Annotated in this window: 21 protein-coding genes and 1 pseudogene; 13 read left to right on the plus strand and 9 right to left on the minus strand. The window is 36.0% G+C overall.

Going from position 1 to position 26,533, the window contains the following annotated elements; genetic code table 11:
- Positions 1 to 14 precede the first annotated feature (14 nt).
- Together LEP1GSC049_RS222230 and LEP1GSC049_RS222225 are read left to right on the plus strand one after the other, a co-directional pair.
- The gene (locus LEP1GSC049_RS222230; protein WP_004756010.1) at positions 15 to 1,031 is read left to right on the plus strand and encodes a hypothetical protein; all 1,017 of its coding nucleotides are present in this window, start codon (positions 15 to 17) and stop codon (positions 1,029 to 1,031) included.
- An 871-nt stretch (positions 1,032 to 1,902) separates the two neighbouring features.
- Positions 1,903 to 2,628 (plus strand): acetyltransferase, encoded by a 726-nt coding sequence (locus LEP1GSC049_RS222225; protein ID WP_016560459.1) that lies wholly within the window; start codon positions 1,903 to 1,905, stop codon positions 2,626 to 2,628.
- A 91-nt stretch (positions 2,629 to 2,719) separates the two neighbouring features.
- Here LEP1GSC049_RS222225 and LEP1GSC049_RS222220 read toward each other — a convergent pair whose 3' ends face one another.
- From LEP1GSC049_RS222220 to LEP1GSC049_RS222195, 6 genes and pseudogenes are all read right to left on the minus strand, one after another.
- Positions 2,720 to 2,983 carry a hypothetical protein gene (locus LEP1GSC049_RS222220; protein ID WP_000395358.1) on the minus strand — a complete coding sequence of 88 codons (264 nt, stop codon included), beginning with the start codon at positions 2,981 to 2,983 and terminating at the stop codon, positions 2,720 to 2,722.
- 500 nt (positions 2,984 to 3,483) lie between these two features.
- Positions 3,484 to 4,218, minus strand: coding sequence for a hypothetical protein (locus LEP1GSC049_RS222215; protein WP_016560476.1), 735 nt, complete (start codon positions 4,216 to 4,218; stop codon positions 3,484 to 3,486).
- A 59-nt stretch (positions 4,219 to 4,277) separates the two neighbouring features.
- Positions 4,278 to 4,835 (minus strand): annotated as a pseudogene (locus LEP1GSC049_RS222210) (hypothetical protein).
- Positions 4,836 to 5,258: 423 nt separating this feature from the next.
- On the minus strand, positions 5,259 to 5,990 hold the full coding sequence (locus LEP1GSC049_RS222205; protein WP_004756031.1) for a succinate dehydrogenase/fumarate reductase iron-sulfur subunit: 732 nt from the start codon (positions 5,988 to 5,990) through the stop codon (positions 5,259 to 5,261).
- A complete protein-coding gene (locus LEP1GSC049_RS222200) occupies positions 5,990 to 7,903 on the minus strand; it encodes a fumarate reductase/succinate dehydrogenase flavoprotein subunit (RefSeq protein ID WP_004756088.1) in 1,914 nt (637 codons plus the stop codon). Before LEP1GSC049_RS222200 ends, LEP1GSC049_RS222205 begins: the two co-directional genes overlap by 1 nt.
- Before the next feature lie 18 nt (positions 7,904 to 7,921).
- A complete protein-coding gene (locus LEP1GSC049_RS222195) occupies positions 7,922 to 8,602 on the minus strand; it encodes a succinate dehydrogenase cytochrome B subunit, b558 family (RefSeq protein ID WP_004766294.1) in 681 nt (226 codons plus the stop codon).
- A 273-nt stretch (positions 8,603 to 8,875) separates the two neighbouring features.
- Here LEP1GSC049_RS222195 and LEP1GSC049_RS222190 point away from each other — a divergent pair, with 273 nt between their 5' ends.
- From LEP1GSC049_RS222190 to LEP1GSC049_RS222160, 8 genes are all read left to right on the plus strand, one after another.
- The gene (locus tag LEP1GSC049_RS222190; RefSeq protein ID WP_004777129.1) at positions 8,876 to 10,402 is read left to right on the plus strand and encodes an aldo/keto reductase; all 1,527 of its coding nucleotides are present in this window, start codon (positions 8,876 to 8,878) and stop codon (positions 10,400 to 10,402) included.
- Entirely contained in the window at positions 10,392 to 10,856 is a 465-nt protein-coding gene (locus tag LEP1GSC049_RS222185) for a DUF309 domain-containing protein (RefSeq protein WP_004756016.1), read from the plus strand. Before LEP1GSC049_RS222190 ends, LEP1GSC049_RS222185 begins: the two co-directional genes overlap by 11 nt.
- 243 nt (positions 10,857 to 11,099) lie before the next feature.
- On the plus strand, positions 11,100 to 11,978 hold the full coding sequence (locus tag LEP1GSC049_RS222180) for an alpha/beta fold hydrolase (protein WP_004758910.1): 879 nt from the start codon (positions 11,100 to 11,102) through the stop codon (positions 11,976 to 11,978).
- Positions 11,979 to 12,600: 622 nt separating this feature from the next.
- Positions 12,601 to 13,683, plus strand: a complete 1,083-nt coding sequence (locus tag LEP1GSC049_RS222175) for a YncE family protein (RefSeq protein WP_004768628.1) — start codon at positions 12,601 to 12,603, stop codon at positions 13,681 to 13,683.
- Positions 13,684 to 13,934: 251 nt separating this feature from the next.
- Entirely contained in the window at positions 13,935 to 14,768 is an 834-nt protein-coding gene (locus LEP1GSC049_RS0204820; RefSeq protein ID WP_004774400.1) for an LA_0442/LA_0875 N-terminal domain-containing protein, read from the plus strand.
- 10 nt (positions 14,769 to 14,778) lie between these two features.
- Complete coding sequence (locus LEP1GSC049_RS222170) at positions 14,779 to 16,107, plus strand: LIC11996 family lipoprotein (RefSeq protein ID WP_016560390.1); 1,329 nt, start codon at positions 14,779 to 14,781, stop codon at positions 16,105 to 16,107.
- Between the two features lie 84 nt (positions 16,108 to 16,191).
- Positions 16,192 to 16,407, plus strand: coding sequence for a hypothetical protein (locus LEP1GSC049_RS222165; protein WP_002177752.1), 216 nt, complete (start codon positions 16,192 to 16,194; stop codon positions 16,405 to 16,407).
- Between the two features lie 623 nt (positions 16,408 to 17,030).
- The gene (locus LEP1GSC049_RS222160) at positions 17,031 to 17,459 is read left to right on the plus strand and encodes a PaaI family thioesterase (protein ID WP_004755929.1); all 429 of its coding nucleotides are present in this window, start codon (positions 17,031 to 17,033) and stop codon (positions 17,457 to 17,459) included.
- Positions 17,460 to 18,127: 668 nt separating this feature from the next.
- Here the strand turns inward: LEP1GSC049_RS222160 and LEP1GSC049_RS222155 are convergent.
- Both LEP1GSC049_RS222155 and serA read right to left on the minus strand, forming a co-directional pair.
- Positions 18,128 to 18,433, minus strand: a complete 306-nt coding sequence (locus LEP1GSC049_RS222155) for a hypothetical protein (RefSeq protein ID WP_016748674.1) — start codon at positions 18,431 to 18,433, stop codon at positions 18,128 to 18,130.
- Positions 18,434 to 18,592: 159 nt separating this feature from the next.
- A complete protein-coding gene (serA, locus tag LEP1GSC049_RS222150) occupies positions 18,593 to 19,816 on the minus strand; it encodes a phosphoglycerate dehydrogenase (RefSeq protein WP_004756071.1) in 1,224 nt (407 codons plus the stop codon).
- A gap of 207 nt (positions 19,817 to 20,023) precedes the next feature.
- Here serA and LEP1GSC049_RS0204825 point away from each other — a divergent pair, with 207 nt between their 5' ends.
- Entirely contained in the window at positions 20,024 to 20,560 is a 537-nt protein-coding gene (locus LEP1GSC049_RS0204825) for a hypothetical protein (RefSeq protein WP_020766276.1), read from the plus strand.
- A gap of 439 nt (positions 20,561 to 20,999) precedes the next feature.
- On the opposite strand, the gene LEP1GSC049_RS222145 is transcribed toward LEP1GSC049_RS0204825, so the two are convergent.
- Positions 21,000 to 24,521: a tetratricopeptide repeat protein gene (locus LEP1GSC049_RS222145; protein ID WP_016560395.1), complete on the minus strand. Its 3,522-nt coding sequence runs from the start codon at positions 24,519 to 24,521 to the stop codon at positions 21,000 to 21,002.
- Positions 24,522 to 24,676: 155 nt separating this feature from the next.
- Here LEP1GSC049_RS222145 and LEP1GSC049_RS222140 point away from each other — a divergent pair, with 155 nt between their 5' ends.
- Both LEP1GSC049_RS222140 and LEP1GSC049_RS222135 read left to right on the plus strand, forming a co-directional pair.
- Entirely contained in the window at positions 24,677 to 25,585 is a 909-nt protein-coding gene (locus tag LEP1GSC049_RS222140) for an early set domain-containing protein (RefSeq protein WP_004756002.1), read from the plus strand.
- Between the two features lie 46 nt (positions 25,586 to 25,631).
- Positions 25,632 to 26,360: a hypothetical protein gene (locus LEP1GSC049_RS222135; protein ID WP_004755954.1), complete on the plus strand. Its 729-nt coding sequence runs from the start codon at positions 25,632 to 25,634 to the stop codon at positions 26,358 to 26,360.
- The last annotated feature ends 173 nt before the right edge of the window (positions 26,361 to 26,533 follow it).

Here is a 26,533-nt window from a genome sequence, read left to right on the forward strand (position 1 = left end):
GTAAATTCTAATTTTTGAATTCTTTACAAAAATTCCTTCTTTCTTCGGGAAACATTCAAATCGTTTCTCTCGAAACTCATACAAAACTTTCGATCTTACGAGACGATCGTTTGGCTCTCGGTATGGGGACAAAGTTTCGAAAGTTTTTTGGCATTCATTCCGCGTTGCAAGTTCAAAATGTCAAAAAAGTAGTTCTTCAAGGGGAATTACACAGTAATGCGTTAGCCGCGTTTTGTTTTTTGTTTCATAATTTCGGATACGAGGTTCGATCAATCGCCTATACCCGCGATCCAAAGAGGGTTAGTGCAAATTCTATTTTTGTAAAATGGAATTCTCACAAATTAGAAATTTTTCCTTCTCGTGGCGAATGGAAGAAAAAAATTCAAATTCTCTCTGAGTTTTTACCAGACTTGCAGTATACATTTTCGAAGACCGATGCTGCAACAAGTCAAAACGCCAGAACCGATTCCATTTTGAAACATGATCGTATACCTTTAAATATTCAGAAAATTATAGAAAAAGATATTATATTTGGATCTATTTTGATTCCGGAATATGGAATGAGTCTGGAAGCGGCGGAAGGTTTAAATTCTCTTTGGAGGCAGATTCAAGTTTCTGAATATGATCGTTTGGTCTTGGATCTTGGTTCTGGTCTTACTTTTCTTTCTGCAAAAAAGTATTTTGGAAATTCAATTCCGATTTATGGAGTAAATATTGGTCTTCCTAAAAAGAAGATGTTAAACTGGTTAGAGCGAAAAAGAAATTCATTAGGCTTCTCTAAAGTAGAGATCGAGGTAGAAGAAATTTTAGAAATTTCTAATTTGGGTGGTTTTGGATCTAAAAATAGTATTATTTTAAAATATTGTAATTCTTTTTATGAAAAATATAAAATTCCTTTGGAGCCTATTTATTCCGGTAGATCTTTATATACAATAGAATCTTTGATTCAAAACGGTTTATGGAAAGGACGTACACTTTATTTACATCAGGGAGGGCTTTGGAATTTTTTAGATCATTTTATAGATGCTTAATGTAAATTTTATATAACAAAATTAAAATTTTTTTAAAAGTATAAGTTCCTACAGTTTATTTTTAATGATAAATATGAAATTTTGTACTTTGATGTGATTAAGTAATCATAGATAAGTTTTAGAATGATTCTTTAGTAATTCATTGTTTAATTTTTTATATTTTAAATAGGTAGTGAGATTTTGTTTTACGTTAGTAGACTACCTATAATGTCTAATATGTTGTATTAACAAATATTTGATATTTGAACGTATCCATACATACTTTACTTAAAAATCTGATAGAGAACAGATATTATAACATGATAGTAAATTCTTTAGTTTTGTATGTTAAAGGATATGAATTTAGAAAGAGAAAAAACTTATTATGATAAGTGATAGGATAGAAAATGACCTATCCTAAAAATATTAAATATTCCTCAGATAATAAAATGAAAATTTTATTGACAATGATGAAATATACTCTAATAGGTAGGTTATATAAATTAGAATAAAATTGTTATTCGAGGAATAGAAATAAAAAAAATGTCTTTTTGTGTTAATTTATGTTTTTATCAGTATGTAGAACCAAGTAAATCCATTACTTTAGTAGACATATTAGACATTATCGGAAGTTACTTATCTTGTTCCAAAGAAATTATATTATTGAGCATGAAAATGGTCAGTGGTTCTGAAATACGACCTGCTCTAATTTATGCCTAAGAAAATAAAAATTGAAGAATTAAAAACGTCATTCACGGCGTTTACAAAAAGCATTGGTATCTTTAAAGCTGAAGGTTGGATATCGCAGAGAATTTTCCTATCTACAGGTTTTCTAAAAACCTCTCATAACCAAATTTCTTATTCTTACGAAGTTATTTTTCATTAAAATACTATGTCCTTTTTTTCATCTAAATTAGATTCTCAAAGTGAAAATCGAGTTGCTTTTGTGGGTTGGCATGAAGGTTCCGCTGGTCAGATTCATTCTTGGTTTGAAGAGGCAAATCTGGGAAAAATTGCTTTTTTTATTCATCCTGAGGATGATCCTCCGGAAATTAAAAAAATTAGTAGAGCAGTATCTCAATTTTCCTATCCAGAAAATGGAAAATTTAAGAATGTTCCCCTAATTTGTAAAAAAAATTGGCCTGAATTTTTAGTTCAAAATAAAGTAGATAAAGTATTAGTTACGATTTCTGATCCTGCTGAACGATGGGCGGAAATGAAAAAAGCATATGATTCCGGACTTGAGTTAATTAATGCAATTTATCCTTCGACTTTACTTTTAAAGGAATGTCTTTTAGGAAAAAACATTATCATACATCCTAGATCAACGATTGGTTATAGAGCCGAAATTGATGATGGAGTCATTGTTAATATCGGAACGCAGATCGATCATCATTGTAAAATCGAAAAGGCTGTTACAATTGATCCAGGAGTTACTCTTGCGGGGAATGTTTTAATAGAGAATTTTTGTACAATTCACACTCGTGCGGTTATCATCAATAGAATTAAAATAGGATCCAATTCAATTATTGGTGCGGGAACTGTCATTATACGAGATATAGAACCGAATTCTAAAGTTGTTGGAGTTCCCGGAAAAAAAATTAAAGCGGTTATTTAATAAATTAACGAGAAGTTTAATTTAAAAAATAAAAAAAGAATGAGCCTACTGAAATTAAACTAAGCCTTGCCATTATTAAATTTGCGTTTTGTTAGCGGCTGGCCGTCTTTATAATATTAACGTGTATGATGTTCTCTTTTGTCAGAAATGAAGTGAACCAAATATTTTTGAGTCCCTTAAGTTTTGTTGGTCTTTCTCCATCTTGAATTTCTTTCTCGAGTCTCTTTAGTTTGTTCAATGTTAGATGTTTGATTTCAAGTCTGTCCCTGGTCAAGATTTGAGTCCATGAATTTAAAGCTGTTTTCAAGTCTTTTGCTTTTACTTGAGAACAATAAGTCCCACCCATAAACTCCATTACAAAGGTATATGTTCCGAGTTTTTTTATTTGTTTCATCTTGTCCTAATAGTCCGACTATGCAGCGTGAGAATTTGGCCCTTATCTGTTTTAGAATGTAATAGTCGAAAGATTTTATTGTTTCACTATATATATCATGAAATTTTCAAAATGGTCTGTGGAAGAATTTTGGTCGATTGTTTGAATATTCAATTTATTGTATGTCTCAACGGAAAAATTTTTTAACTTAAAGTTCGGCGTAAGAAAATCAGGGTGAATAAAAAACTCAGGTGCTTGCTCTCTATGAATCGCAGCATAATAATTGCTTTCGCATTGGTAATACAGAAATTCACGTTTTTTAAATTCTTCTCGTTTTAGTATAAAATTTGAAAGTAGTTTTAAATATGGTCTTACTTTTTCGCTTTTTTATTTTAAGAATCTATTCTGTTAAATCCGTTTCCAATTTTTTTGAATATTCTCTGGAATAAATATTCTAAATTCCATTTTAAAAATAGATTTCGTTAGGTTTTATTTTTTTTTAGATGTGATAAATTAGAAACAATTTTAAGGAGTTTATCGGATTGAAATCTTGAAAAAATTTTTAAAATTTGTTCTTTAATTTCTTCAGAACTGGATTGAAGAATTCGAATCAAAGGTTCATAATCATTAATTTTAAAACCAAAACTAAGAAGATCGTCTATCGAATCTAAAATTGAAATCTTTTCGCCTTCATTTTGAGTCTGATTGAATTTAGAAATCAAAGAATAATATTTATTTTCTTTTAACTTGTTGTTAAAAGCAAGTCCTTTGGGTAAACAAGCAGGACAAAGACATCTAGGTTTAGAATGTGCCTCCGGAAAATAACGCCAACCGATTGTCTGAGGAAGATTTTTGATCTTTAGAATTTCTTTTTTAGTTACTTTTCTAGGAAGAACGATTTGAAAACCTAGTTTGTTTTCTGTAGATAATAAAAGTTGGGTGGATTCGATTGCGGAAGAAAGTATCAGTTTCGAAGTGTAATTTCCAGACCAGACCGGTTCCAAATCCGGTATTTTGAAATAAATTCCGATAACTGGTCCGTTCGAAAATCTCTTTATTTCCCTCAACCATTGGTGTGTAATCCAAAAATCAGGAATGACAGGCATACAAAAAACTCCTTTTCGAACGTTTTCATAATGGATCGAAGAAGTTTTGATACCCGATCTAAAAATCGAGTTTTTGTTTTGTAAAGAAGTGAGATGTAAAAACACGCTCATAAATATTTATAAGAACCGTTTTTTAAATTAAAGTTATTTTCTGAAAACATTTAAAAAATTTATATATTAAAATATTTTGATATATCTTGGTTAATCCAAAAATATCTTTTATTCTTTTTAAAAGGAATATTGCAATTTCTTTCATCGGATTTAATTTCCATTGTAAATAATCCATACGAGGTAAAATTTTTTCTAGAAGTGGATTGTATTCTGCAATCCAGTAGCGCCAGTTCCGAATTTCTTTTTCACCTTCGATGATCGATTTAAAATAGGGAATATACAAATTTAAAAGTTTTTTTCTTTGTGTTAAGTCAAATTGATTTAAATCTACAGGTACAATTGATTTTTTTACTTCAACGTCCCATCCTCCTACTTTAGAAAAATATTGATGAGCGTGTTTTTCAATTATATCATCGTTTGCACGCCAAGAATGAAGTGTATCTTTTTCAGGATCATGAAAAAAAAAGCTCATGACCTTCGATCGTTCTATCGCCAAATTCATAATTTCTTATATACGTATATGTTTCTCCTTTATGAAAATTATTGAATGTTTTTTTTGCTTTGTATTCCATTCCTTCTATAAATAATAGGATCGATCGATTGTTAAATAGTTTCATTGTAATGATGTAGCAGTAGTGGAGGGAATCCTGAAAAAGTTCATGAATAGACACGAAAATGTTGATTGATGAAGCTCGTAGGGTGATATACGAAATTTTGAATGTATCCAAGTGTGTTTGTTTTCAGAAAGTGTAAATTCTTTTTACTCTCGAAAATAATAGAGAATGTTTGAAAATAAAATAGAAACATTTTTGAGTGAAACTAAAAATGTATTTCAAGAAGATAGTTTCTATTAGATTTCCACCTTTTGGTAAAAAGGTAAAAGTTTGACCACGGAAAATATTTAGAACTTATCTCAAAATTTCAAAACGTGGAAACTCACACAACTTTTCGTGGTAGAAAGACCGGTATAGATCACTTCAAGCACGTAAATCTGTGGGAATTCCTACGTTTTGGTACAATTTTTGAATTTCTGATTACATTCAAGAAAGAATATAATCCAGATTCATCGTACGGATAAAATCCCTCTTAATCGATTTAGGACAAACCGCTTCACATTCGTATTGGTTTGTGCAGTTTCCGAAACCTTCCGCGTCCATTGCGTTGATCATCTTTTTCACGCGCTCTTTTTGTTCTACTTTTCCTTGAGGTAAAAGACCTAAATGGGTGATCTTTGCGGAAACGAACAACATCGCACTCGCGTTTTTACAAGAAGCTACACAAGCACCACAACCTATACAAGTAGCTGCGTCCATCGCAATATCCGCATCCACTTTAGGAATTGGGTTTGCGTTTGCGTCTGGTGCTCCACCCGTGTTTATGCTAATAAAACCTCCGGATTGGATGATTCGATCAAACGCGCTTCTATCTACTACGAGGTCTTTGAGAACGGGGAAAGCCTTGGCTCTCCATGGTTCCACATAAACGGTGTCCCCGTCTTTGAAAGAACGCATGTGTAACTGACAAGAAGTAACTCCTTGATGGGGTCCGTGTGCCTGTCCGTTGATCATCAGATTGCAGGAACCGCAGATTCCTTCTCTGCAATCGTGTTCGAATGCGATTGGGTCTTCTCCTTTCGTAATTAGTTCTTCGTTGACTACGTCGAGCATTTCTAAAAAGGACATGTTCGGAGAAATATCTTTCGCGTCGTAGTCTACGATTTTTCCTTTAGTTTCTCCACTTTTTTGTCTCCAGACTTTGAGTTTCAGATCCATTATTTATAACTCCTTGTAGCGAGATGAACGTTTTCGAATTCCAGTTTTTCCCTATGTTCGGTTGGTTTTTTACCGATTCCGTTGAATTCCCAAGCGGTAGCGTGACAGAACTTATCGTCGTTTCGTTTTGCTTCTCCTTCTTCTTGGTATTCTTCACGAAAGTGACCTCCGCAGGATTCTTCTCTGGTAAGAGCGTCGAGGCAAAGAAGTTCGCCGAATTCCAAGAAGTCTGCGACTCTTCCCGCTTTTTCGAGGGATTGGTTGAGTTCGGCACCGCTTCCAGGAACGTTTACGTTTTGCCAGAATTCTTCTCGGATCTTAGGAATTTCGGATAACGCTTCTTTCAGACCTTTGTCGTTACGCGCCATTCCACATTTGTCCCACATCAGTTTTCCGAGTTGTTTATGAAAAGAATCCACGGTTCTTTTTCCTTTGATGGAAAGAAGTTTTTTAGTAGTTTCTTCCGCGTCGGACAAAGACTTTTTTGCTTCTGGATGATCTTCTTTCGGATGAGAATTAAATCCAACCCCGGCAAGATAATTTCCGATCGTATAAGGAAGAATAAAATATCCGTCTGCAAGTCCTTGCATCAAAGCCGAAGCTCCTAGTCGGTTGGCACCGTGATCCGAAAAGTTTGCTTCTCCGATTACAAACAGACCGGGTAGGTTGCTCATTAGGTTGTAATCTACCCAAAGACCACCCATCGTGTAGTGAACCGCAGGGTAAATTCTCATCGGTTGTTTGTATGGATTTTCTCCTGTGATTTGTTCATACATTTGGAATAGGTTTTCGTAACGATCTCGAATTTTAGGTTCTCCGAGACGTTTGATCGAGTCTGCAAAATCTAAATAAACCCCCTGACCGGATTCTCCCACACCTAACCCCGCGTCACAGGCTTCTTTTGCCGCGCGGGATGCAATATCGCGTGGAGAAAGATTTCCGTAGCTTGGATATTTTCTTTCGAGATAATAGTCTCTTTCCGATTCAGGAATGTCCGCAGGATTGCGAGTATCGCCTTTCTTTTTTGGAACCCAGATTCTACCGTCGTTTCGGAGAGACTCGGACATCAAAGTCAGTTTAGATTGATGGTCTCCCGAAACAGGAATACAAGTAGGGTGAATTTGCGTATAACAAGGATTAGCAAAAAACGCCCCTTTTTTGTGCGCCTTCCAAGTGGCGGTTACGTTACAACCTTTCGCGTTTGTAGAAAGAAAGAATACGTTTCCATATCCCCCGGTTCCAAGAACTACCGCGTCTGCCATATGAGTGGAAAGTTTTCCGGTTACGAGATCCCGGACCACGATTCCTTTGGCGTGACCATCGATGACGATGAGTTCCAACATTTCGGTTCTAGGATACATTTGGACTGCACCCAGACCGATTTGCCGAGAAAGAGCAGAATAAGCACCTAACAGAAGTTGTTGTCCTGTTTGACCTTTTGCATAAAAGGTTCTAGAAACTTGCGCCCCACCGAAAGAACGGTTGGAAAGATGTCCTCCGTATTCTCTCGCAAATGGAACTCCTTGTGCTACACACTGATCGATGATGTTTACGGAAACTTCCGCCAAACGGTGAACATTCGCTTCTCTTGCGCGAAAGTCTCCACCTTTTACTGTGTCGTAGAACAGACGATAGACGGAATCACCATCGTTTTGATAATTTTTAGCTGCGTTGATACCACCTTGGGCCGCGATACTATGTGCACGACGAGGGCTGTCTTGAAAACAGAATGTTTTTACGTTATAACCTAGTTCGGCGAGCGTTGCCGATGCGGAAGCTCCCGCAAGACCGGAACCGACTACGATGATATTGAATTTTCTTTTGTTAGCCGGATTGACTAATTTAATATCAGCCTTATGGTTGGACCATTTTTTATCAATCGGGCCGTTTGGAATTTTAGAATCTAAACTCATAAAAGTTTCTCCAAAGAATTACGGATGAACGTATCCCAGCAAAATCGAAAGTGGGATAGAAGTGTTGCCTATAAAGATCAAAAGTGCGAATAAAATCGCTCCCGCTTTGATTTTACCGCTAAGGTAGGGAGTATTCAGTCCCAATGTTTGGAACACACTCGCCACCCCGTGACTGATGTGTGTAGCAAGTAATAACATCGCAAAGATGTAGGAACTTGCTACGATCGGATTTTGAAAACCTAAAACCACCATCGTATAAATGTCATGTCTTCCTTTTGCATCCGTCATCGCAAAATGATCCGGATTGGTAACTCCGAGAGTGAAGTGTAAAAGGTGATATACGATGAAGGAAAAAATTAAAAGTCCCGTTAAAGCCATGGTTCTAGAAGCGAGTGTCGCTTGCACCGTGTTCTTTTTAGAGTAGGGAACTGGGCGAGCCTGTCTATTTTCAATTGTAAGTTTTATCGCGTAGTAAACGTGAATGATAAAGCTAACAATCAAAATAATTCTAGCTACCCAAAGAAGGGGTTCGATGTCCCTAAGCGATTGACCATATGCGTTGATTTTTTCCTGTCCAAGGAAGATCTGAAGATTTCCTAACATATGAACAACCACAAAGCCGAAATAAACAAGTCCGGTCGCCGCCACGAGAGTTTTTCTCCCGATGGAAGACCGGAGATATCCAGCCTTAAAATCCATACCATTTTCTCCTATTTGATTGGTGGAAAGAATTCATCGAAAAATTTGAATGAACAAAAAAGATGGGTTTAAAATGAAAACAAACCCGTACTTTCTAAAATGAGAGTAAAAAAACGAGTTATAACGAAAAGCATTTTTATTCCGAAGAGAAAAAATTGAATTAGATCTAAAGTTATTAAGATTCTATCTCAATTAGAGATTCAGAAATTACAATTCAAATCCTAGAAGGATTTAGTGCGTCGCGTAACAAAACTTTTTCGAAGGATAAAAACAATGAGTCCTTTCCAGGAACTTTATCAAAAAAATAAACTCAAAGGTGCTTCCAATTCAAAGGCAACAAAAGAATACTCTGAAAATTCTTTTCTATTTAAAAAATATTCGGGTAAGAATGAATTTTTAAATCCATATTTTTCTTTTCGAGGAAGGATATTGTCTAAGATCGCCTTCGGAAGTTATAGAGTAGGACTTGAATCTACGGAACACGAAAAGTCGATCGAACTTTCCTTGTCAATGGGATTTAACGTAATCGATACTTCTTCCAATTATGGAAATGGAGAAAGTGAAAGTTTGATTGGAAAGGTTCTTCAACAGAAAATACAAAAAGGGGAACTCAAAAGAGAAAACGTTTTTATAGTCACCAAGGGGGGATATATCCAAGGGAAAAATTTAGAGATCGTAACTGAACTCGAAAATACTAATCGGGCATTTCCGGAGATCACTTACTATCAGGAAGGATGTTACCACTGCATTCATCCTTTTTTTTTGGAGGATCAACTCGAATATTCTCTCAAAAGACTGGGTCTTGAAACCGTGGATGTTTTTCTTTTACACAATCCGGAATACTTCCTCATGGACCGAGAGAAACATAACGTTCCCAAAGAAAAAGCGATCGAAGAATATTACAAAAGAATTAAGAACTCTTTCCGATTTCTGGAACAAAAAAGAAAAGAAGGTAAAATTTTATACTACGGTATTTCATCCAATACGTTTCCAGAAAACCCGGAAAAATATACTGCCACTTCGCTTATCAAAATTCTAAAAATCGCAAAAGAAATTCAAAGTGAACTAGGCTTAGAGGAATCCGGTTTTGCGGTCGTTCAATTTCCGGGTAATCTTTTAGAGAATGGATTTTTAGATCCTAAGTTCGAGGGAAAAAATTTAATTTCTATCATTCATGAAAACGGGCTTTTACCTCTGATCAATCGTCCCTTAAACTCAATATCAAACTCAGGAAACATTTATAGGCTTTCTTACGATCCAAAGAAAGAGAGTAAACATGTTCTCAAACTTCTGAAAGAAAAATTAGATACGATCTATAAAAAAGAGGAAGAGTTACTTGCCGTTTTGCCTCAGGGTTCTTACAAATATACCTTTCGAACCGTAACCGAACCTTATTTAAACCAATTTCAAAACCAAAATCATCTAAATCAATTTTTAGAAAGTACTGTAATTCCTATTCTACAACAACTGATTGCACAAATCGAAAAAAAAGGCGGGATAAAAGTTCAAACCGAATACATCGAAACCTTGAACGAGGCGCTTCCTGTTTTGGAACAATATGTGTTTCAAAAAAATATAGAAAGTAGAAAATTATTATATTCTAAGATTATAAATTTATATCCTAAATATTTGGATTGGAATTTATCCTCCGTCTCGTTACATCTGCTTTGTTCTTCTTTGGGAAAGGGCGTTGTTTTACTCGGGATGAGAAAAGAGGAATACGTAAAAGATGCAACGTTTTCTTTTGTCGCGCCTGGAACCGAAATTCAATATCAGGATTGGAAACAATTTGAAGTTTGATCCTGAAATTGTAGCTCTTTTAGAGCGTATCACTTCTATTTCTGATCCGGAAGAAACGATCGATTTTGCTTATTCCAATGCGGAAAGACTTTTTCGGGAAGGAAAGTATTTCGAGGCGCACGAGATACTAGAGTTTCAATGGAAGAAGGATTTAGGAATTAGAAAAATATTTCTTCAGGGAATTATTCAACTTTGTGTTTCCTTACATAAAATTTATGTAAAACCGAATGGACGCGGATCTAGGATGCAGGCGGAAAGGTCCAAAGAAAAATTGGAGATTGTTTTTAACTCGGGTGATTTGAGTGAAAAGGGAAAACAAATTGTATCTGATTTGCTCCAAAGTTTGGATCAGATTTTAAATCTTTACGAAGGAGACGAGTTGTTGTCTGAAAAAGTTTCTGCTTTCTGTATTCCAAGGATTCCAAAAGAATGGCGGGAGTTGTTCAGAAGCTAATGATAAAAGACTCACAGATGGGCTTTTTCTTGAGAAGCAGAAAATACGGTATTATATTAGAATTATATTATATTTTGTAATATGTAGATTTACAATTTTGTTCTTACTGATCTCTATAAAATTGAATACCGAAAATTTTCGCCATAAAGATCTATTTGAGTGCAAAATATCGTGTACTCTGTTATATAGATCTGAGTTGTATAGAATAAACAAAGTTCATCTGTCTTCTGAAAAGGAAATAATATGAGTGAAATTGAAAGTGATTTTTTTCAATCTGGGGGATACAATCTCTCCTATAAGATTCATAAAAACGGAAAGGAAAATTCGATTCTTTTGTTTCACGGATTTCAAGACGCATCAGATACGTTTCTCTATCAGTTTCCGTTTTTATCTAAACATTTTAATATATACCGATTTGATTATAGAGGTCACGGAGATTCAGAATGGATTCGAGAAGGAAACTATCATTTCATTCAAACCTTAGTAGACGTTAAAACTTTTGTTTCTAAGTTTCTTCCTGAAAAGTTTCATATCTTAGGACATTCTATGGGGGGAGGGATTGGAGCCAGGTTTGCCGGAATTTATCCGGAAAAAATTTTAAGTCTGGTATGTTTAGAAGGTTTTATGTCGATTCAAAATCCGGAATTAGAAAAAAAACGTCTGAAAGCTTGGCTCGATACTTTAGAGAACAACGAAGTCGGAGTTAAAGAAAGGAAAAATAAAACTTTTTCGAGTTTAGATGAATTAGCCCATCGTTTGAAACCTGTTTATCCAAGATTGGATTTAAAAAAAGTTCGGGATTTGGCGACTTATCTTTCTAAAAAGACGGACACAGGGTTTCAATGGAAAAATGATCCGCTTTATAAAAGGGGATTTCCGTTTGTTTTTTCTCCTTATCTAACTCGTCATCTCTGGGAATGTATTTCTTCTCCTACTTTGATCATTTATGGAAAGGAAACCCATTTGGTTCCGGAAAACCGAGAAGAGATTCTTTCGCATTTTAGATTTTTAGAATATATTGAAATGGAAGATGCGGGACACAATATGCATCACGATCAACCGGAAAAGTTAGAGAAATTATTGAATGAATTTTATCTAAAACATGGATTTATTACGGAGTAAAATGCTTAATATTTTATTTACAAAGGTTTGGGCGAATCGAGCCTGCCTTTGAACTTAATGTTTGATTTCGCTTCAATCTCTTTCGCATCGGCTAAACCGAACTCACGTTAAATAGAGTTGCTCGAAAATTAATTCCAATCTGTTTCCGGAATTGAGTCAAAACTCCTGTTGAAGATTTATTGGGAGATGAACCTTGCGGATGTATCTACTTTCAAGGTGATAAATTGAATACTTCCAAGAAGGTGCTCGAGCTTTCTTGGGACTTCTGCGAATCATCTCTTTCTAGGAAGATTGCTTCGTAAATTACTTCTCTATAAAAAAGGATAAAGACGAACAAGATTTATTTTTTTTACTATTGACTCGCCTCTAAGATTTTTTATCAGATAGTGAAAAGTTGATTGAAAAGACGTTCTTATGTTACTGCTCGTTTCACTACATTACTTTTCAAATAAGATGTCAAAAAATTTTGAAATTAAAAAGGAAATCAATGTTCTTTCATAGTATAAAATTGAAAATCGTTTTGGCTGTCTTTTATATTACATTTTCTGCAAACCATTGTTCGTCATTTGAATGTTCTCAGTGGGACCGATCGTGCAACCTGCAATCATACTTATTCGATAAAATGGTATCGAATAATGGAGATATCTCCGACGGAACGATTACTCCCGGTTCGTCTCCAGCCGTCATCGCCCCCAATCTTTTATACGCCACAAATGAAAATTCGAATACGGTGACTTATTTTAATGCCACGAACGGAAATTATATCAACGGCACGTTAGCAGCTTCCAGTTTTACTACAGGCGCAAATCCTTGGGGAGTCGCGGTCAATCCGTCCGCCAACATTTTATACGTTACGAATATCAACTCGAATACGGTAACTTATTTCAATGCAACGAATGGGAATTATATCAACGGCACTCTGGTTGCTTCTAGTTTTGTTACGGGAAACAACGTATTGTCGGTCGCAGTCAATCCATCCGCCAATATCTTATACGTCATAAATCGAATTTCGGACACGGTTACCTACTTCAACGCAACGAACGGGAATTATATCAACGGCACTCTGGCAGCTTCCAGTTTTGCCACGCAGTTAGGAGGAATGTCATGGGGTCTTGAAGTCAATCCAACTGCCAACATCTTATATGTTACGAACTTTAATAGTAATAATGTAACTTACTTTAATGCGACGAATGGGAATTATATGAACGGCACGTTGCCAGCCTCCAGTTTTGTTACGGGAGCAGGTCCGACCCGAGTTTTATACAATCCTTCCACCAACATTCTATACGTGATAAACTCCGGTAGTAATACGGTAACATACTTCAATGCGACAAACGGAAATTATATTAACGGCACGTTGGCTGCTTCCAGTTTTGTCACGGGTGCAGGTCCGTGGGGCGCCGCAGTCAACCCATCCGCCAACATTTTATACGTTACGAACAACACAGGTAACACGGTAACTTATTTCAATGCGACAAACGGAAATTATATCAACGGCACGTTGGCTGCTTCTAGTTTTGTTACGGGAAACAATCCAAAGTGGGTCGATTATAACCCTTCCGCGAACATCTTATATGTTGCAAACTATTTTAGTAATACGGTAACTTACTTCAATGCGACAAACGGAAATTATATCAATGGCACGCTGGCAGCTTCCAGTTTTACTACGGGAACAAATCCGAATTTGGTTAGAGTCAATCCTTGATTTTGATGGGTTGGAGTAGGAAAGAAAAAAACGGTGACCATTTCATTTACGATTCTATTTTCAGAATGGGAATGTCCGTGACTGCGAAAATTTTCAAAACTCAAACATCATATCACAAAACGAATACCACCCCGCACCTACAAAAAGTTATTGATAAGAACCTTTATGCTGCGTTAAGATTTTGGGAAAGGAATTTCCATTCTCTTTGTAAGAGGCGGGATTCTTTTCCCAAATTTTCCGCGGAGTTTTATTTGAAGAATTTAGCGTTCCGGTTCTTGTTGATCTTTGCAGTATTCATTTCTTTTCCTCTTTTGGGAGCGCAGACGATTCTTCTGAAAAATGGAACCTCTCTCAAAGGAGATGTGACCGGTCAAAACGAAAAGGTCATTACGGTTCGTACCGCGGACGGAGAAACGCAGACGATTTCCAAGAGAAGTATTTTGAAAGTCATCTATCGGGACGTGAACGAAGACGAAGCGAAACGAATCCGCCAAGAAGAAGAGATTAAAATTCAAGAAGCAAAATCGGTGGAAGATAAAAAGAAAATCGAGGATGAGGCGATTCGTAGTCCGTTCGAAACAAAAACTACCGGAAGCAGAAATCGTTGGAGTTTAGTTTGGAGGTCTGCGGTGTTTCCAGGTTGGGGACATTACAAATCCGATCGAAAAAAAATTGGAATTGTGTATGGTTCACTTTTTTGGTCCGGAGTGATTTTAACTTTGATTGTATCGGATCGAGTCGGAGAAAAAAAATCGGAGTATGAAAATTCTGCGCGTATCGGACAAATTAGCGACTACGCTTTAATCAGAGAAATGATCGTACATGAAAAACGTTCCGAATATAAAAAATCTATCGACGACTATCAAAATTTGACGATGGGAACCGTTCTCGTTTATTTGATTCAATTGACTCATTCTTATTTTACGGGTATCGATTGGGAAAAAGAGGAAATTGCGATTACACCACAGGGTTCGATTCTTAAAAAAGGAATCCAATTGGATTCTATGAAGGAAACCAATTTCTTAAACTCGGAATATAGGGCTTTCGATTGGAAAACGGAAGTTCGATATAGTTGGTTTTTTTAAGGAATTGATTATGAAAAAATATTATTTTATTCTAATGTTATTGTCATTTTTGAATTGTTATAAATTTGAAGAAAGTTTTTGGGATCCCAAAGGAACTTTCGGCTTACTTCGAATTTTAGCTTCTGCTTCCAACGGTTATACGAATTTTATGTTAAACAAATATTCTGCCTTTCGATCCGCAGGTACGGGTATGTATATTTCTTATGTTCGTAGGAATTTCGGTAGTTCGGACAATCCTAAAAATAGAATCGATCTGATCATCGCTTACGAAAATTCTACGGATATGATTCCCACCAATGTTCCGATGATAGGAGAACAGATTACGAGTATGATCGGATTTGGATTCAATCCGATGAACTCTAATAACTACTCAATTCTTTTCGAAGTCAAAACCGTAGATTCTTCAGGTTTTTCTACTTACGAATATTACTATTGGACTGGTTCTGCACTTCCACGGTCTGGATCTAGAATGACATTTACAAAAATAATCGCATCAGAAAAAATCGTAGGTTTTGGAACGTATAACGTAGGTGTAACGGAAAAAGCGGTATTTTGTGAAGAACCTGCTTCTGGAGGTGTAACCACTTGTTATAACGTAAATAACGATTTTACGAATCGGGTTACAATCGCGGGACCGATTGGCACAAAATGTACTTATATAATAAGAAATAACGCAGTGGGTTGGTGTGTTGATTCATTGGCTGGTCCAGGTTATTCGTTTTATTCTACAGACGGAACAATTAATGCATTTGGGGTGCAGCCGGTAGGTTTGGTTGCAAATTACAAAACTCTTCCTTTTGATTCTTTCACTGGAAGTTATAACTTCGATATACAATCCGATTTTACTCAATCGCATTACATTGAACATACGAACGACTTGGTTCGAATCACTACCACAGCAGGGGATTTGACTTCGTTAGGTGGCCCACTTACTTCTCCTGGAAATTCCAATCAGACGACCGTCTCTGCTTCTGGTATTTTAGTTACAGATGTAATCAATCCGGTTCGTTCCTTTAACGTCGGGGCTTCTACATTCTTGTCGTTTATTGCAATTCCAAATTCCTTAACGGCTCCTTCTGCTTATTTATATAGAACACTGAATACTGGTAATTCTTGGGAACGAATTAACCTTACCGATTTAGATTTACCCGCTCCGGAGTTTACGGAGGATCAGACGCCAAGTTATACTTCTGCGTTAGGTGTGTTTGGAACAAATTCTGGAACAGAAAAATTGCATGTGTTTATCAATAAAAAAGGATCTGGTTTGAAACGTTATGTTTCCACAAGTAGCGGAGTTAGTTGGACTTTGCAGGAAACAATTCAGGTGACTTCCGAATAAAAAAATCTATTTATTTAGAAAAAAAGCTTGTACTTTCATTGATATTTTTGGAACATTCTTTCAGCAATTTTTAAGGATGTTTTCATGCAAGAACAAGCTGCAAGATTTAAGAGCCAGTTGGAGAGATATATTAACTACCGCGGGATTGATATAGTATTACATCTCAAAGACGGTTCTCGTGTGGAATTGGATCGGAATCGTAAAATGGTAGGAGAACAAATCGTTTATTTTCCATCTAAAAATCTGACCAGTGCGGTTGAACTTGCAAATATCAGTCGTGCTGAATTTTTTGTAGCTTAATATATATATGAATTCGTAAAATAAACAAAACGTTTTCACATAACTTACGAAAAAATTATTTTACTGAAGTTAAGAAAAAATTCTTACAAAAGATGAAACACCTAAAAGACCCTTGGATTGAAATCTTTTAGGTAAAAAACTTTTGAAAGGGTGAAGTTTACTTTAGAACTATAAAATAAATTACTCAATCTTTTACATTTCAATAACGTAAATTCTGATATGAGTATTCGATTTTATAAGGGATTACTTAGAGTCATAAAATTGGATACCGTGAATTTTTATTACAAACCTGGTTTTAGTGTAAAACATTGAGTGTTCTGTTATATAGTTTTTGAGTAGGATCAGCGGCAAGCCGGATTTGCTCCGAGTCTAACTGACGTTAAACCATGTGAGCTGATGTAAAAGATTTGTATTATAAATAGAGTTGTTGAAAAATTCCATAGTGAAGATTCGTAAAATTGCTTCAATTGTCCATTTCAATCCAATACAAACAGATCAAGAATTAATTTTTCAACAACTCTAATATACAATGTGGGAACTACTACAAATTCATTGAACCCTTGTATGAATTGACAAAGAAGTTCTTATAAAAAATCTAATTCAATATGAATCCATTTTACTCAATGCCGGAAGCAAATACTCAAGAATTTGCAGAATATTTTCAGGAACAGGACCGCTTTGCTCATAAAATCGGTTATAAAATTCTTTCCGTTAGTCCAGGGAAGAGTGAGTACGAAATTTCAGTCGATGATACTTTTTTCAATCCAGTAAAGATCGTTCATGGAGGCGCGCTTTTTTCGGCAATGGATAGTTCCGCTGGAGCCGCTATGGCAGCTTGGATCCGATCTTCCGATTTAAAATATAAATTTATGGCAACTGCGTCCGCAGAAATCAAATACCGTAAAAGTGTCACAAAAGGAAAGATTAGAATTCAAAGTAAAATTACCGATCAAAAACGTTCAATCGTAAAATTGCACTCTCAAGCTTTCGATGAAGAGGAAAACTTAGTAGCGGAATTATTTTCCACCTGGGTAGTAAAATTAGAAAATTAAAAAGTTGTAAACTATTTGTAAAAGATCAAAAAATAGTTCTTATAATTAACGTGAGCAGGCGTAAGAGATTCGTTTTATAAAAACTTGATTTTTCCATAAAAAAATAAATGTTTAAAAAATCTGTAATGCGACTTAATCTGTGGGAACTCTCACAAATCGTGGATTTACCAGTTAAACTTTGAAAATTGTGGGAACTACTAGAAAATACAAAAAGAGCCCAATCAGACCTTTGTACAAAACTGCTATTTTGCGGACATCATCAAAATTTAAATCCCATTTTAACGTGAGCAGGCGTAAGAAAAAATTCTCTAAAAGTATGAGTTCCTACAATTTTAGAATTTGTTCGTAAAATCCAAATTTTGTGTGAATTCCCACGACAGATTCAATTATTATAAACTTCTATTTTATAAATTGTGGTAGTTCCTACATCATTTTACAGACAAACTTAAGTTTTGTAATAGTTCCTACATTTAAGGAATCAATCTATAAAATTCAGATTTCAACTTCTTTTAGAATCATGGGTTTCTACACGAATTCATTTTATTTAAGAAAAAATGGGAAATTTTTGAAATGAAAGTGAATGAAAAAAATGGGAAAATTATAATTTTCTAATTAAAAAATCGAAAAAAATGGCTCTGTTTCAATTCCATTTTTATAAAATAGGTTTCTTAAGAAAGATCTCGGATTAAATCTTCAATTTCTTGAATTTTGTTGAAGTCTCTTTCCGTATAATTTAGATACAGATCATATTCAGCCTCTGAAATTTTTTCGCAACGAATTACTTTTACTGGAATTTGGATTCCCCCGGAAAGGCTGATAGTACCTAGTTTGAGTTCTAAAACGGTACCTGGTTCAACTGGAAAATCCGTTCTATGAAGTAAACCTTTCAGAATATTTTCAGCAATTCGAAGGCTTTGATCCGCCAACTTGCTCCAATAAACGGTTACAGTATTTGGAATTCTGTTGTAGTGCATGGGGTAATTTTAAGTGTTTTCTATTAAAACGATCAAGCAAAATTCAGAAAATTTGTCTATAATAGATATTTTATATATTACATTTCTATTATGTTTTTGTTACAACAAATTGTTTTTTATAAAGGCAAGTTGCTTAAAGAAGGTTTTGAGAACAGACTTTTAGTAAAGAATTCTAGTTTTGATCGAAAAAGGATGTTTTTCGATTTTTTCTTTCAATTCGTCTCCTACAGATTTATCGATTACCATGGAAAGATAACCGATTTCTGCACTGGTTCCTAAATGTTGAGAACTGATATTGGCGCCGATTGCGGATACCATGGAGTTGATGTCTTTTAAAAACCCTGGTTGGTTTTTGTGGACGTTCAAAATTCTATATTGACCTGCGGGTAATGGAGTAATTTCCAAATTGGGAAAATTTACTGAAAATGTAGTGGAACCGTTGTTTATGAATTTCAAAAGTTTACTGGCAACTTCGGAACCAATGTTTCTTTGAGCTTCTTCGGTGCTACCACCTATATGAGGAGTCAAAATTACATTTGGAAGGTTTTGCATAGGAGTTAGGAATGGATCGTTGTTGGATTCGGGTTCCTCCGGAAAAACGTCTATTCCCGCTCCAGCAATACGACCCGATTGGATCGCTTTTGCAAGAGCTTCCAGATCCACAACCTTTCCTCTGGAAAGGTTGATCATATAAGCGCCTTTTTTAGTGACTTCGATTTCTTTTTTTCCATAAAGATTCATCGTTTGTGGAGTTTCGGGAACGTGAAAAGAAATAAAGTCTGAATTTTTTAAAAGCTCTTCATAACTGGAAACTGGAGTTGCATTTCCAAGAGGGAGAACCGTTTGAATATCGTAGTAGATCACTTTCATCCCCATCGCTTCTGCAAGGACTGAAACCTGACTTCCGATATGACCATAACCCACGATTCCGATCGTCTTACCTCGAACCTCAAAACAATTTTTGGAAATTTTATTCCAAATACCAGAGTGAGTGTTTCGAATATGATCTGGAACTCTTCTGGCCAACATGATGATTTCTGAAATTACTAATTCTGCTACAGAACGAGTATTAGAATAGGGGGCGTTAAAAACAGGAATTCCTTTTTTTTCTGCTCCGGCAAGATCCACTTGATTGGTTCCGATACAAAAACAACCGATTGTCAAAAGTCTTTTAGCTTTTTCTAAAATGACGGGAGTAATATTGGTTTTACTTCTAATTCCTAAAACGTGAATATTTTCGATTTCGTCTAAAAGTTCTTTTTCCGAAAAAGCAGCGGGAAGAAGGCGTACATTAAACCCGTCTTTTTGAAACATATCAAACGCGTCTTGGTGGACGTTTTCTAAAAGGAGAACTTGGATTTTATCTTTTGGAAATGAAATCATTCTACCTACCAAGGTTTCAAGAACGCGGTTCTCTGAAAATTGAATTTTTGTTTTAGTTTCCGCTCTCTTCGAATATATTCATTCTACGGTGATCGATTAAAAAAATTCAGTGAACCGATTCAAAACAATGTATGGATTCTAAGTGGAATTTTCTTTCAAATTCAAAGCATTTCCAAAAAACTGGGGAAAATTTTTAGAGGGAACTTTTTGAAGATTCAATTTTTATCTCTTCTTTTTAGTTTTGGTTTATTTGCAGGAATTGGTTGTTCCGGAGATTTAATTCGTCATACACCGGAACCTGCTCTAGAACAAGTAGTATTCCATTCTGAATCGGTTTGTTACGGATTTCATTTTTTTTGTTCCGAGGGAGACGCTAAGTCTCTAAATTTTAGAGGCATTTTTAAAAATCTAAGTTTCGAAAAGACGATTTTTTTAGACTATTACCTCAGTTCTTTCGAGGTCAGTTTTCCGATTGGAGTTTCTTTGAGATTGGACGGAACTTGGTTCAATCTTAGAAAAGTAGGAACCGAATATTCGGATTCTGTAAAGATTTCTTCTTCTATTTCTACGGAGGTCGCGGATAAGATCTTACAAGCAAAGGAAATCATATTCAGTTTTTCTTCTAGAGAAAAAACAACGAACCAAATTTTTTCTCGAGCAGAAACGGCAAAATTTCAACTTCTTTTAAAAACTCTTAAGGAACGATTGAATGCTCAATCAAAATTGAATATTTTAAATCCATAATATTTTTAGCTGAAATAAAAATTAATTTTTGAAATTGTAATTGGGTGATATGATTTTAGTTTGTAATAGCCCCCACATTTTTAGGGCTGATCTTTGATTTGAGTTTGTCATTGAAAGATATGTTTCCAATCTGTGAGAGTTACTATAATCAAGATTGTGTCTTTTGTCGATTCTTGAACAGTTCTCTACCATTAAAACTTCTGGTGTGAGTTCCCACATTTTATTTTTTTGCTGAAAAGTTAGGTTTTATAAGACGAATATCTTAAATTGTAAAATATCTTGTTTAACGATGAAAAGACGGTTTAAAAACCTATAAACTTATCAAAGGGACCTAAAATGTAGGAACTACTGCAAATTTTAAAGAATTTTAGAAAGGTGATTTTCAAAAGAAATCAGGACGGCTTGATCAATTTGATTTAGAGTTTATAAAAAATAAAACTCATTCTCTTGTTAATTTTTTAACGCTGTCTAACGTAGGAGACAGCCAATCTTCTAAAAGAGGATCTTGTCCGATGGCTTCTTTTTTGAACATAAGATCCTTGTTTGACATTGCAATTTCGGAGACTTCGTTAATTTTTCTTGCGGTTTCGATAGCTTTCCAATAGTGTTTTAGAGCTTCCGAAGTGTTTCCTTGTTTTTCATAAACGGCGCCGATGTTATTGTAAACGGCGACTAACGTTTGATATACTTCTTGATGATACGGATCGTCCGGTTTAGGAAGCCCCATATTCAAAAGTTTTTCTTCCATGTCGTCTTGAACTTTAAGGTAGTTTCCTAAACTCGCCTTGTATTGACCGGTATAAAAAAAGGCATTTGCTTTGCCCATGAGCAAAGTGGAATGATTGTATTCTTCTTCGTCTTCAAAACCAGACCATTCGTTTAAAGAAGCGGCAAAGTCACCACTCATGTAATCCACCCAACCTTTAAAATAACGAAGTTCTCTTTGAATTTCGGGCGGAAGAGGGGTTCTCCACCTGCGTATCAGAGTATATTCGTTTTCGTCGGTTTGAACCGATTCCGCTTTAGAAAAACCTTCCAAGGAATTTTTGAGTTCCATCGATCTGGTTTTAGCGGTCGTATCCATGGCGGCCCTTGCTCGGAACGGATAAATTTTACGGCCTGGAAATTCTGTGATCTTATCCTTTTCGTGGATTCCTGCTGCAGATAAATACTGGATTCTTGCTTTGTCGAAATAGATACGACCAACGTTTCCTTGAATCAAAGTTTCGTCTTCTTCTCTCGCACCGTAACTTTGTTTGAAGGTTTCAAAACGTTTGAGAGATTCATTTAATAATTTATCTGCTTCTCCAAAGTTTGCCAAACGAATTGCGTTTTCCCCAAGTTCCATAGAAGCTAAATAATGTGCTGGATCTAGTGTAGCCGCTTTTTCAAAAAATCGTCTAGCTTGAATCGACTCTTTGATCGAAGCAAAATATCTTCCTCTTTGATAGTATCCTTCCGCGTAATTAGAACCTTCGATTTCTGTTCCGGTGACAGGATCTTTTTCAGTTTTATGATAAATCAAATCCAAAATTTCAAGAGCGTTGTCGTTGACTTCCATTCCGGAAACCTGATCTATCGGATTGATATTATAACGAATTCTTAATTCTTTTTTGTTCAGATTTGTGTAAAAGGAAGCGAGTTTAGAAAGAACGTGAAGAGAAAGTTTTTTTTCTATCTCTAAATTATTTTTAATTTGTCTGTGATGATTGATCACAAATTGAGGATTTCCGTCTTCCTTCCACATCTCTATATAAGTGGAAAGTAAACCACCTTGTCCCATTGGACTCGATGGATCGATTTCTACAATTTTATTATAAAAGGATGCCGCTTTGCCGAATTCTCTACGGTTGTAATAAATTTTTGCGATTCCAGCCGTAGATTCTTCGTCATAAGGTTCGTTTCCGTCTGTATAAACCTGTTTATAAAAATTGATCGCTAACTGATCGTTTTTATACTTTCCACCACCTAACGAAGATTCGGTGAACGAAGGCATGATCGAAGAATGAAATCTTCCAAGATTTTTATAGGTAGGATTGTCGTGAGTTTGTTTTTCCAAACGCATTACGATATACGCGCCCGCTTTCAGAATTTTTCTTTGAATTTCGTCTTGGGCTACTAAAGTCATAAGATTTTCATTTACTACTTTACCGGCAATTGGAAGTTTACCGTTGTCCCAAATTTGGCCTTTGGAAAGTGTGATGATAGGTACTTTTTCTCTTTTATTCCAAGCGTTAGAAGAAGGCTCTTCTCCTCCCGCTCCAAAATCGGGACTTACCTTGCCGAATAGTTTTTCAAAAGCGCGATCGTATTCCTCAACTCGTGTGTATTCGATTCCATAGAGGTTCAGATATTTGAGATGATTAGGTAGAATGTTCTCGCCTCTCGCGAAAGATTCTTCTGCTTCGAAAAATTTTCTCTTTCTGGTTTCGCTGTTTTTAGGATAAGCGCCTGCTTCTCGAATCAGAGTTAAACCCTGGTCGTAGTATTGGGCCGCTTGGTTGGGAACGATAAAATTTCTATAAAATAAGGTTCCACCTACTACAATAAAGATGGCGGCGGCGATTCCTAAGATCGTTCTTCGTATTAATTTTTTCTGTCTTTGAAGTCCTTCTTTTGTATAAACAGGATCTGTAGAAATGATAGGGACTCCGTCTTTGGAAAATCCGCTCATTCTTTGGGAAACAGAAACGGGTTCTCCTAAAACACCAGAGAGGAAGTCTGCAATTTCTTGGGCCGAACTTTCGATCTTAATTAATTCTAAAAGACCTTTTTGATCCCTAGGAGTGAGTTTATCTTGAACGATTGAGTCTATCACCGCACGACGAAGTGTAGGAGGGTATCTTAGAATTTCTTTTTGAATGATCGCGAGTTCTTCGTCTTTGAGTCCTTTGTCTATTTCTTCTTTTTCTTCGCTTGCAAGTCCTTGTAGATCAGCTTCTAAACCGAAAGAACTTCCGGAATCGAAGTCTCCTCCTTCTGTATCCGATTCTAAATCAGGGCTGAAAGTGTCGAAGGACGTATCTGTGTTTGTAACGATGTCGGATAACGTGTCTTCTTCTGTGGAGGGAACAAAGTCTGCAAATGGATCTTCCGAAACGGTAGCAGAAAGATCTGAAAATGGATCTTGTGCCGGAGAACCTAAATCACCAAAGTCTGCAAAAGGATCGGTTTCCGCCGAAGAAGGTTCAGAGTCCATTGGTTGACTGAAAAAATCGTCATCGGCTGGAGACTTAACGTCATCTTCAGACTCTGATCCCGAAAGTCCAAAATCGTCTTCTCCTGAACTTGGAGTTTCCATGTCCGCAAATGGATCTCCCGACGTGTCCGGAGTAGAAGTGAACGTATCCAAGTCGGAGGATGAAGAGAAATCATCCATTGGTTCCGAACTAAAGTCGGTTCCACCCTCGGATGTCGATTCTGCTAAACCGGCAAAAGGATCGGACGTGTCTGCGGTCGGTTCTTCCCCAAAAGAAAAATCATCAGAGCCGCTTGTTGGAGAAGTTTCGGGGAATCCGAAATCATCACCCAATGAGTCGGAGGCAGGTTCGGAATCCATTCCAAAATTTGCAAATGGATCGCCTGAGTCTGCGTTAGGTTCTTCTTCAAAAGAAAAATCATCAGTCGATGGACTTGCTTCTGAGGCTTGTCCTGGTTCTGCTAAAAGTTCGTCTAGATCTATGTCGTCGTCTTCAAAAATTTTAGTGGGAGGTCTTTGAGGGCTTTCAGATTCAGCGAATTCTTCCTCCTCCAAGTCGGAGTTAGATTCTGTAGTTTCTGTTTCTTCTACTATGTCGTCGTGAGAAGACATCTGAGTTCCGTATCCCATTTTCTGACGGAATACGGAAAGCATCGGATTGAGTTCTTCCGAAATGTCCGGATTTTTGGATAGAGGCTGTAGAATAGAACGAACTTGCTCTAATTCAGCTTCGCTCAATGGGGTAGAATTCGCCTCGGCCATGATATTTCTGTTAGATTATATCGGTAGGCTTTTCAATTCTCCAAGGAAAAAACTATCTCTAAAAACGTATAAACTCGATTCGAATCAAAAAAATTTTTTTTATGTACGGTCTAGGTTATATTCGATTTCTTACGGACTGATTTCGGATTTGCCTTATGCTTTTTAGAAAATTGATCGAACTTCTATTCAGAATGAAATCGATCCCTAAAATAAAAATTTTATTAGTACTACTTCTAACGATTAGTGTAGCCATAGGCGCCGACGATGCGGGGAATTGGATCGGCTCTTTTTCATCGGAAGACTACGAGGATTTTTTAGAACCAATAGAAAAAGAAAAAATTTATTATTACTGGCAGATGGAAAAGTTGAAAAGGGCGGTGGCTCCTAGATACATTCGTTATATAGATTCTTCTTTAACATTAGAAACTGGAAAACTTCTCAACCGAGGGATTTTATTTACTTTTGAAGGAATTGAAAATGAAGAAGTTTCCGTTTGTGGAAACTTTTCTCTCTGGAGATGTATTCCTTTGAAAAAAAACGATCACGGAGTTTTTTATACAGTATTTGATCCGGAGAGTAGGGACACGATTCGCGAAGAACTCAAAATATTAGAATATAAATTTAGAGTGGACGGCTTATTTACCCATGATCCGTCTAACCCCGATTCGGTGGAAGACGGAGACGGTTCTTTGGTTTCTAGATTGATTGCGATTCCAGCCGGACCGAATAAATTGGTGACTACTCGGATTTTGGAAGATTCTCCTTATGAGGAACTAGAATATAGAACTGTGGAATTTAGAATTTACGCTCCGGATGCGGAGATGGTTACACTTGTGGGAGATTTCAATCACTGGGATCCGGAAGAAGATATTTTAAAAAAGGAAAAAGAAGTATTTACACTCATTAAAAAAATGAAGCCTGGAAATTATCTCTATAACTTTGTTCAGGATGGAAAGATCATTTTAGATACGTTCAACCAAAATACAAGACTTAGGGAAGATACTGGTGAAATTTCTTCTTATCTGATCGTCCCCGAACGCTCCTATGCTTTGGAGAGAAAATAGTCTATTTTTTCATTGACCTGATCTTTTCCCGGGCTTTTTTCTACTCATGGAAAAAATCCGACTAGGAGTTTACGCGTTCGGAATTGTAATAGTCGGAATTTTAGTTTTTACACTTTCTAAAAGTTGGTTCATTTTAGACAGAGGGGTTGAGTTAGTCGAACCTGGTTCTTCTAAAGAAGAACCTTTGACTCCTGCGGATAGAAGTGGAGATTTACTCAATCATTCCGTGGTTCTTTGGGAGCGTTATCTTTTTTATCCATTTGAACTTTCTAGAGAAACTGTAGCAGGTCATAGAAAAACTTTGAATCACGCGAGAAACTTGACCGTAGTCGATTTGGAATCCGGAAATCCGCGTAAATTATTTCATAGAAACGTTTATATTTGGGATTATTTTACTGGTGCGGATGTTGTAAGTAATATTGCAGAGGAATCAGAATTGGATTCCGTTTTGGCGTCCGGGATTTCCACCGGAAAAAATCTAATCTTGATTGGGATGACTGAGGATACAAATAAGGATGGATTTTTAAATCAAAAAGATAGAAAGCAGGTTTTTGTCTATAATCCTGTGAGTGCAAATCTTGTAGGTGTTCTACCTAAAAAATATTCTTTGGAAAAATTTCTCACATCTCCCGGAAAAGAAAGATTGGTGATGATTGTTTCTTTGGAAGAAGAATCTAAAAAGAAAAAATCTGCTACCACGGTGAAACTACCAGAAATCACATTCTATATTTATGATATTCGAAGAGGAAGAGGAACTCTTGTAGAACGTCCCTGAAAATTATTTTTACAAAATTACATTCATTAAAGTTGTTGAAAAATTTTATAATTGAGTTTAGTAAAACTGTCCATTTCAGTGTAACGAAAACAGATAGAGGATTAATTTTTCAACAAGTTTTATACTGAAAAAATCGGTTTTCAATTTGTAAAGAGTGAAAATAGGCTATAGGT

Origin of the sequence: Leptospira kirschneri serovar Cynopteri str. 3522 CT (genome assembly GCF_000243695.2) — a bacterium.
Lineage (GTDB): Bacteria > Spirochaetota > Leptospiria > Leptospirales > Leptospiraceae > Leptospira > Leptospira kirschneri.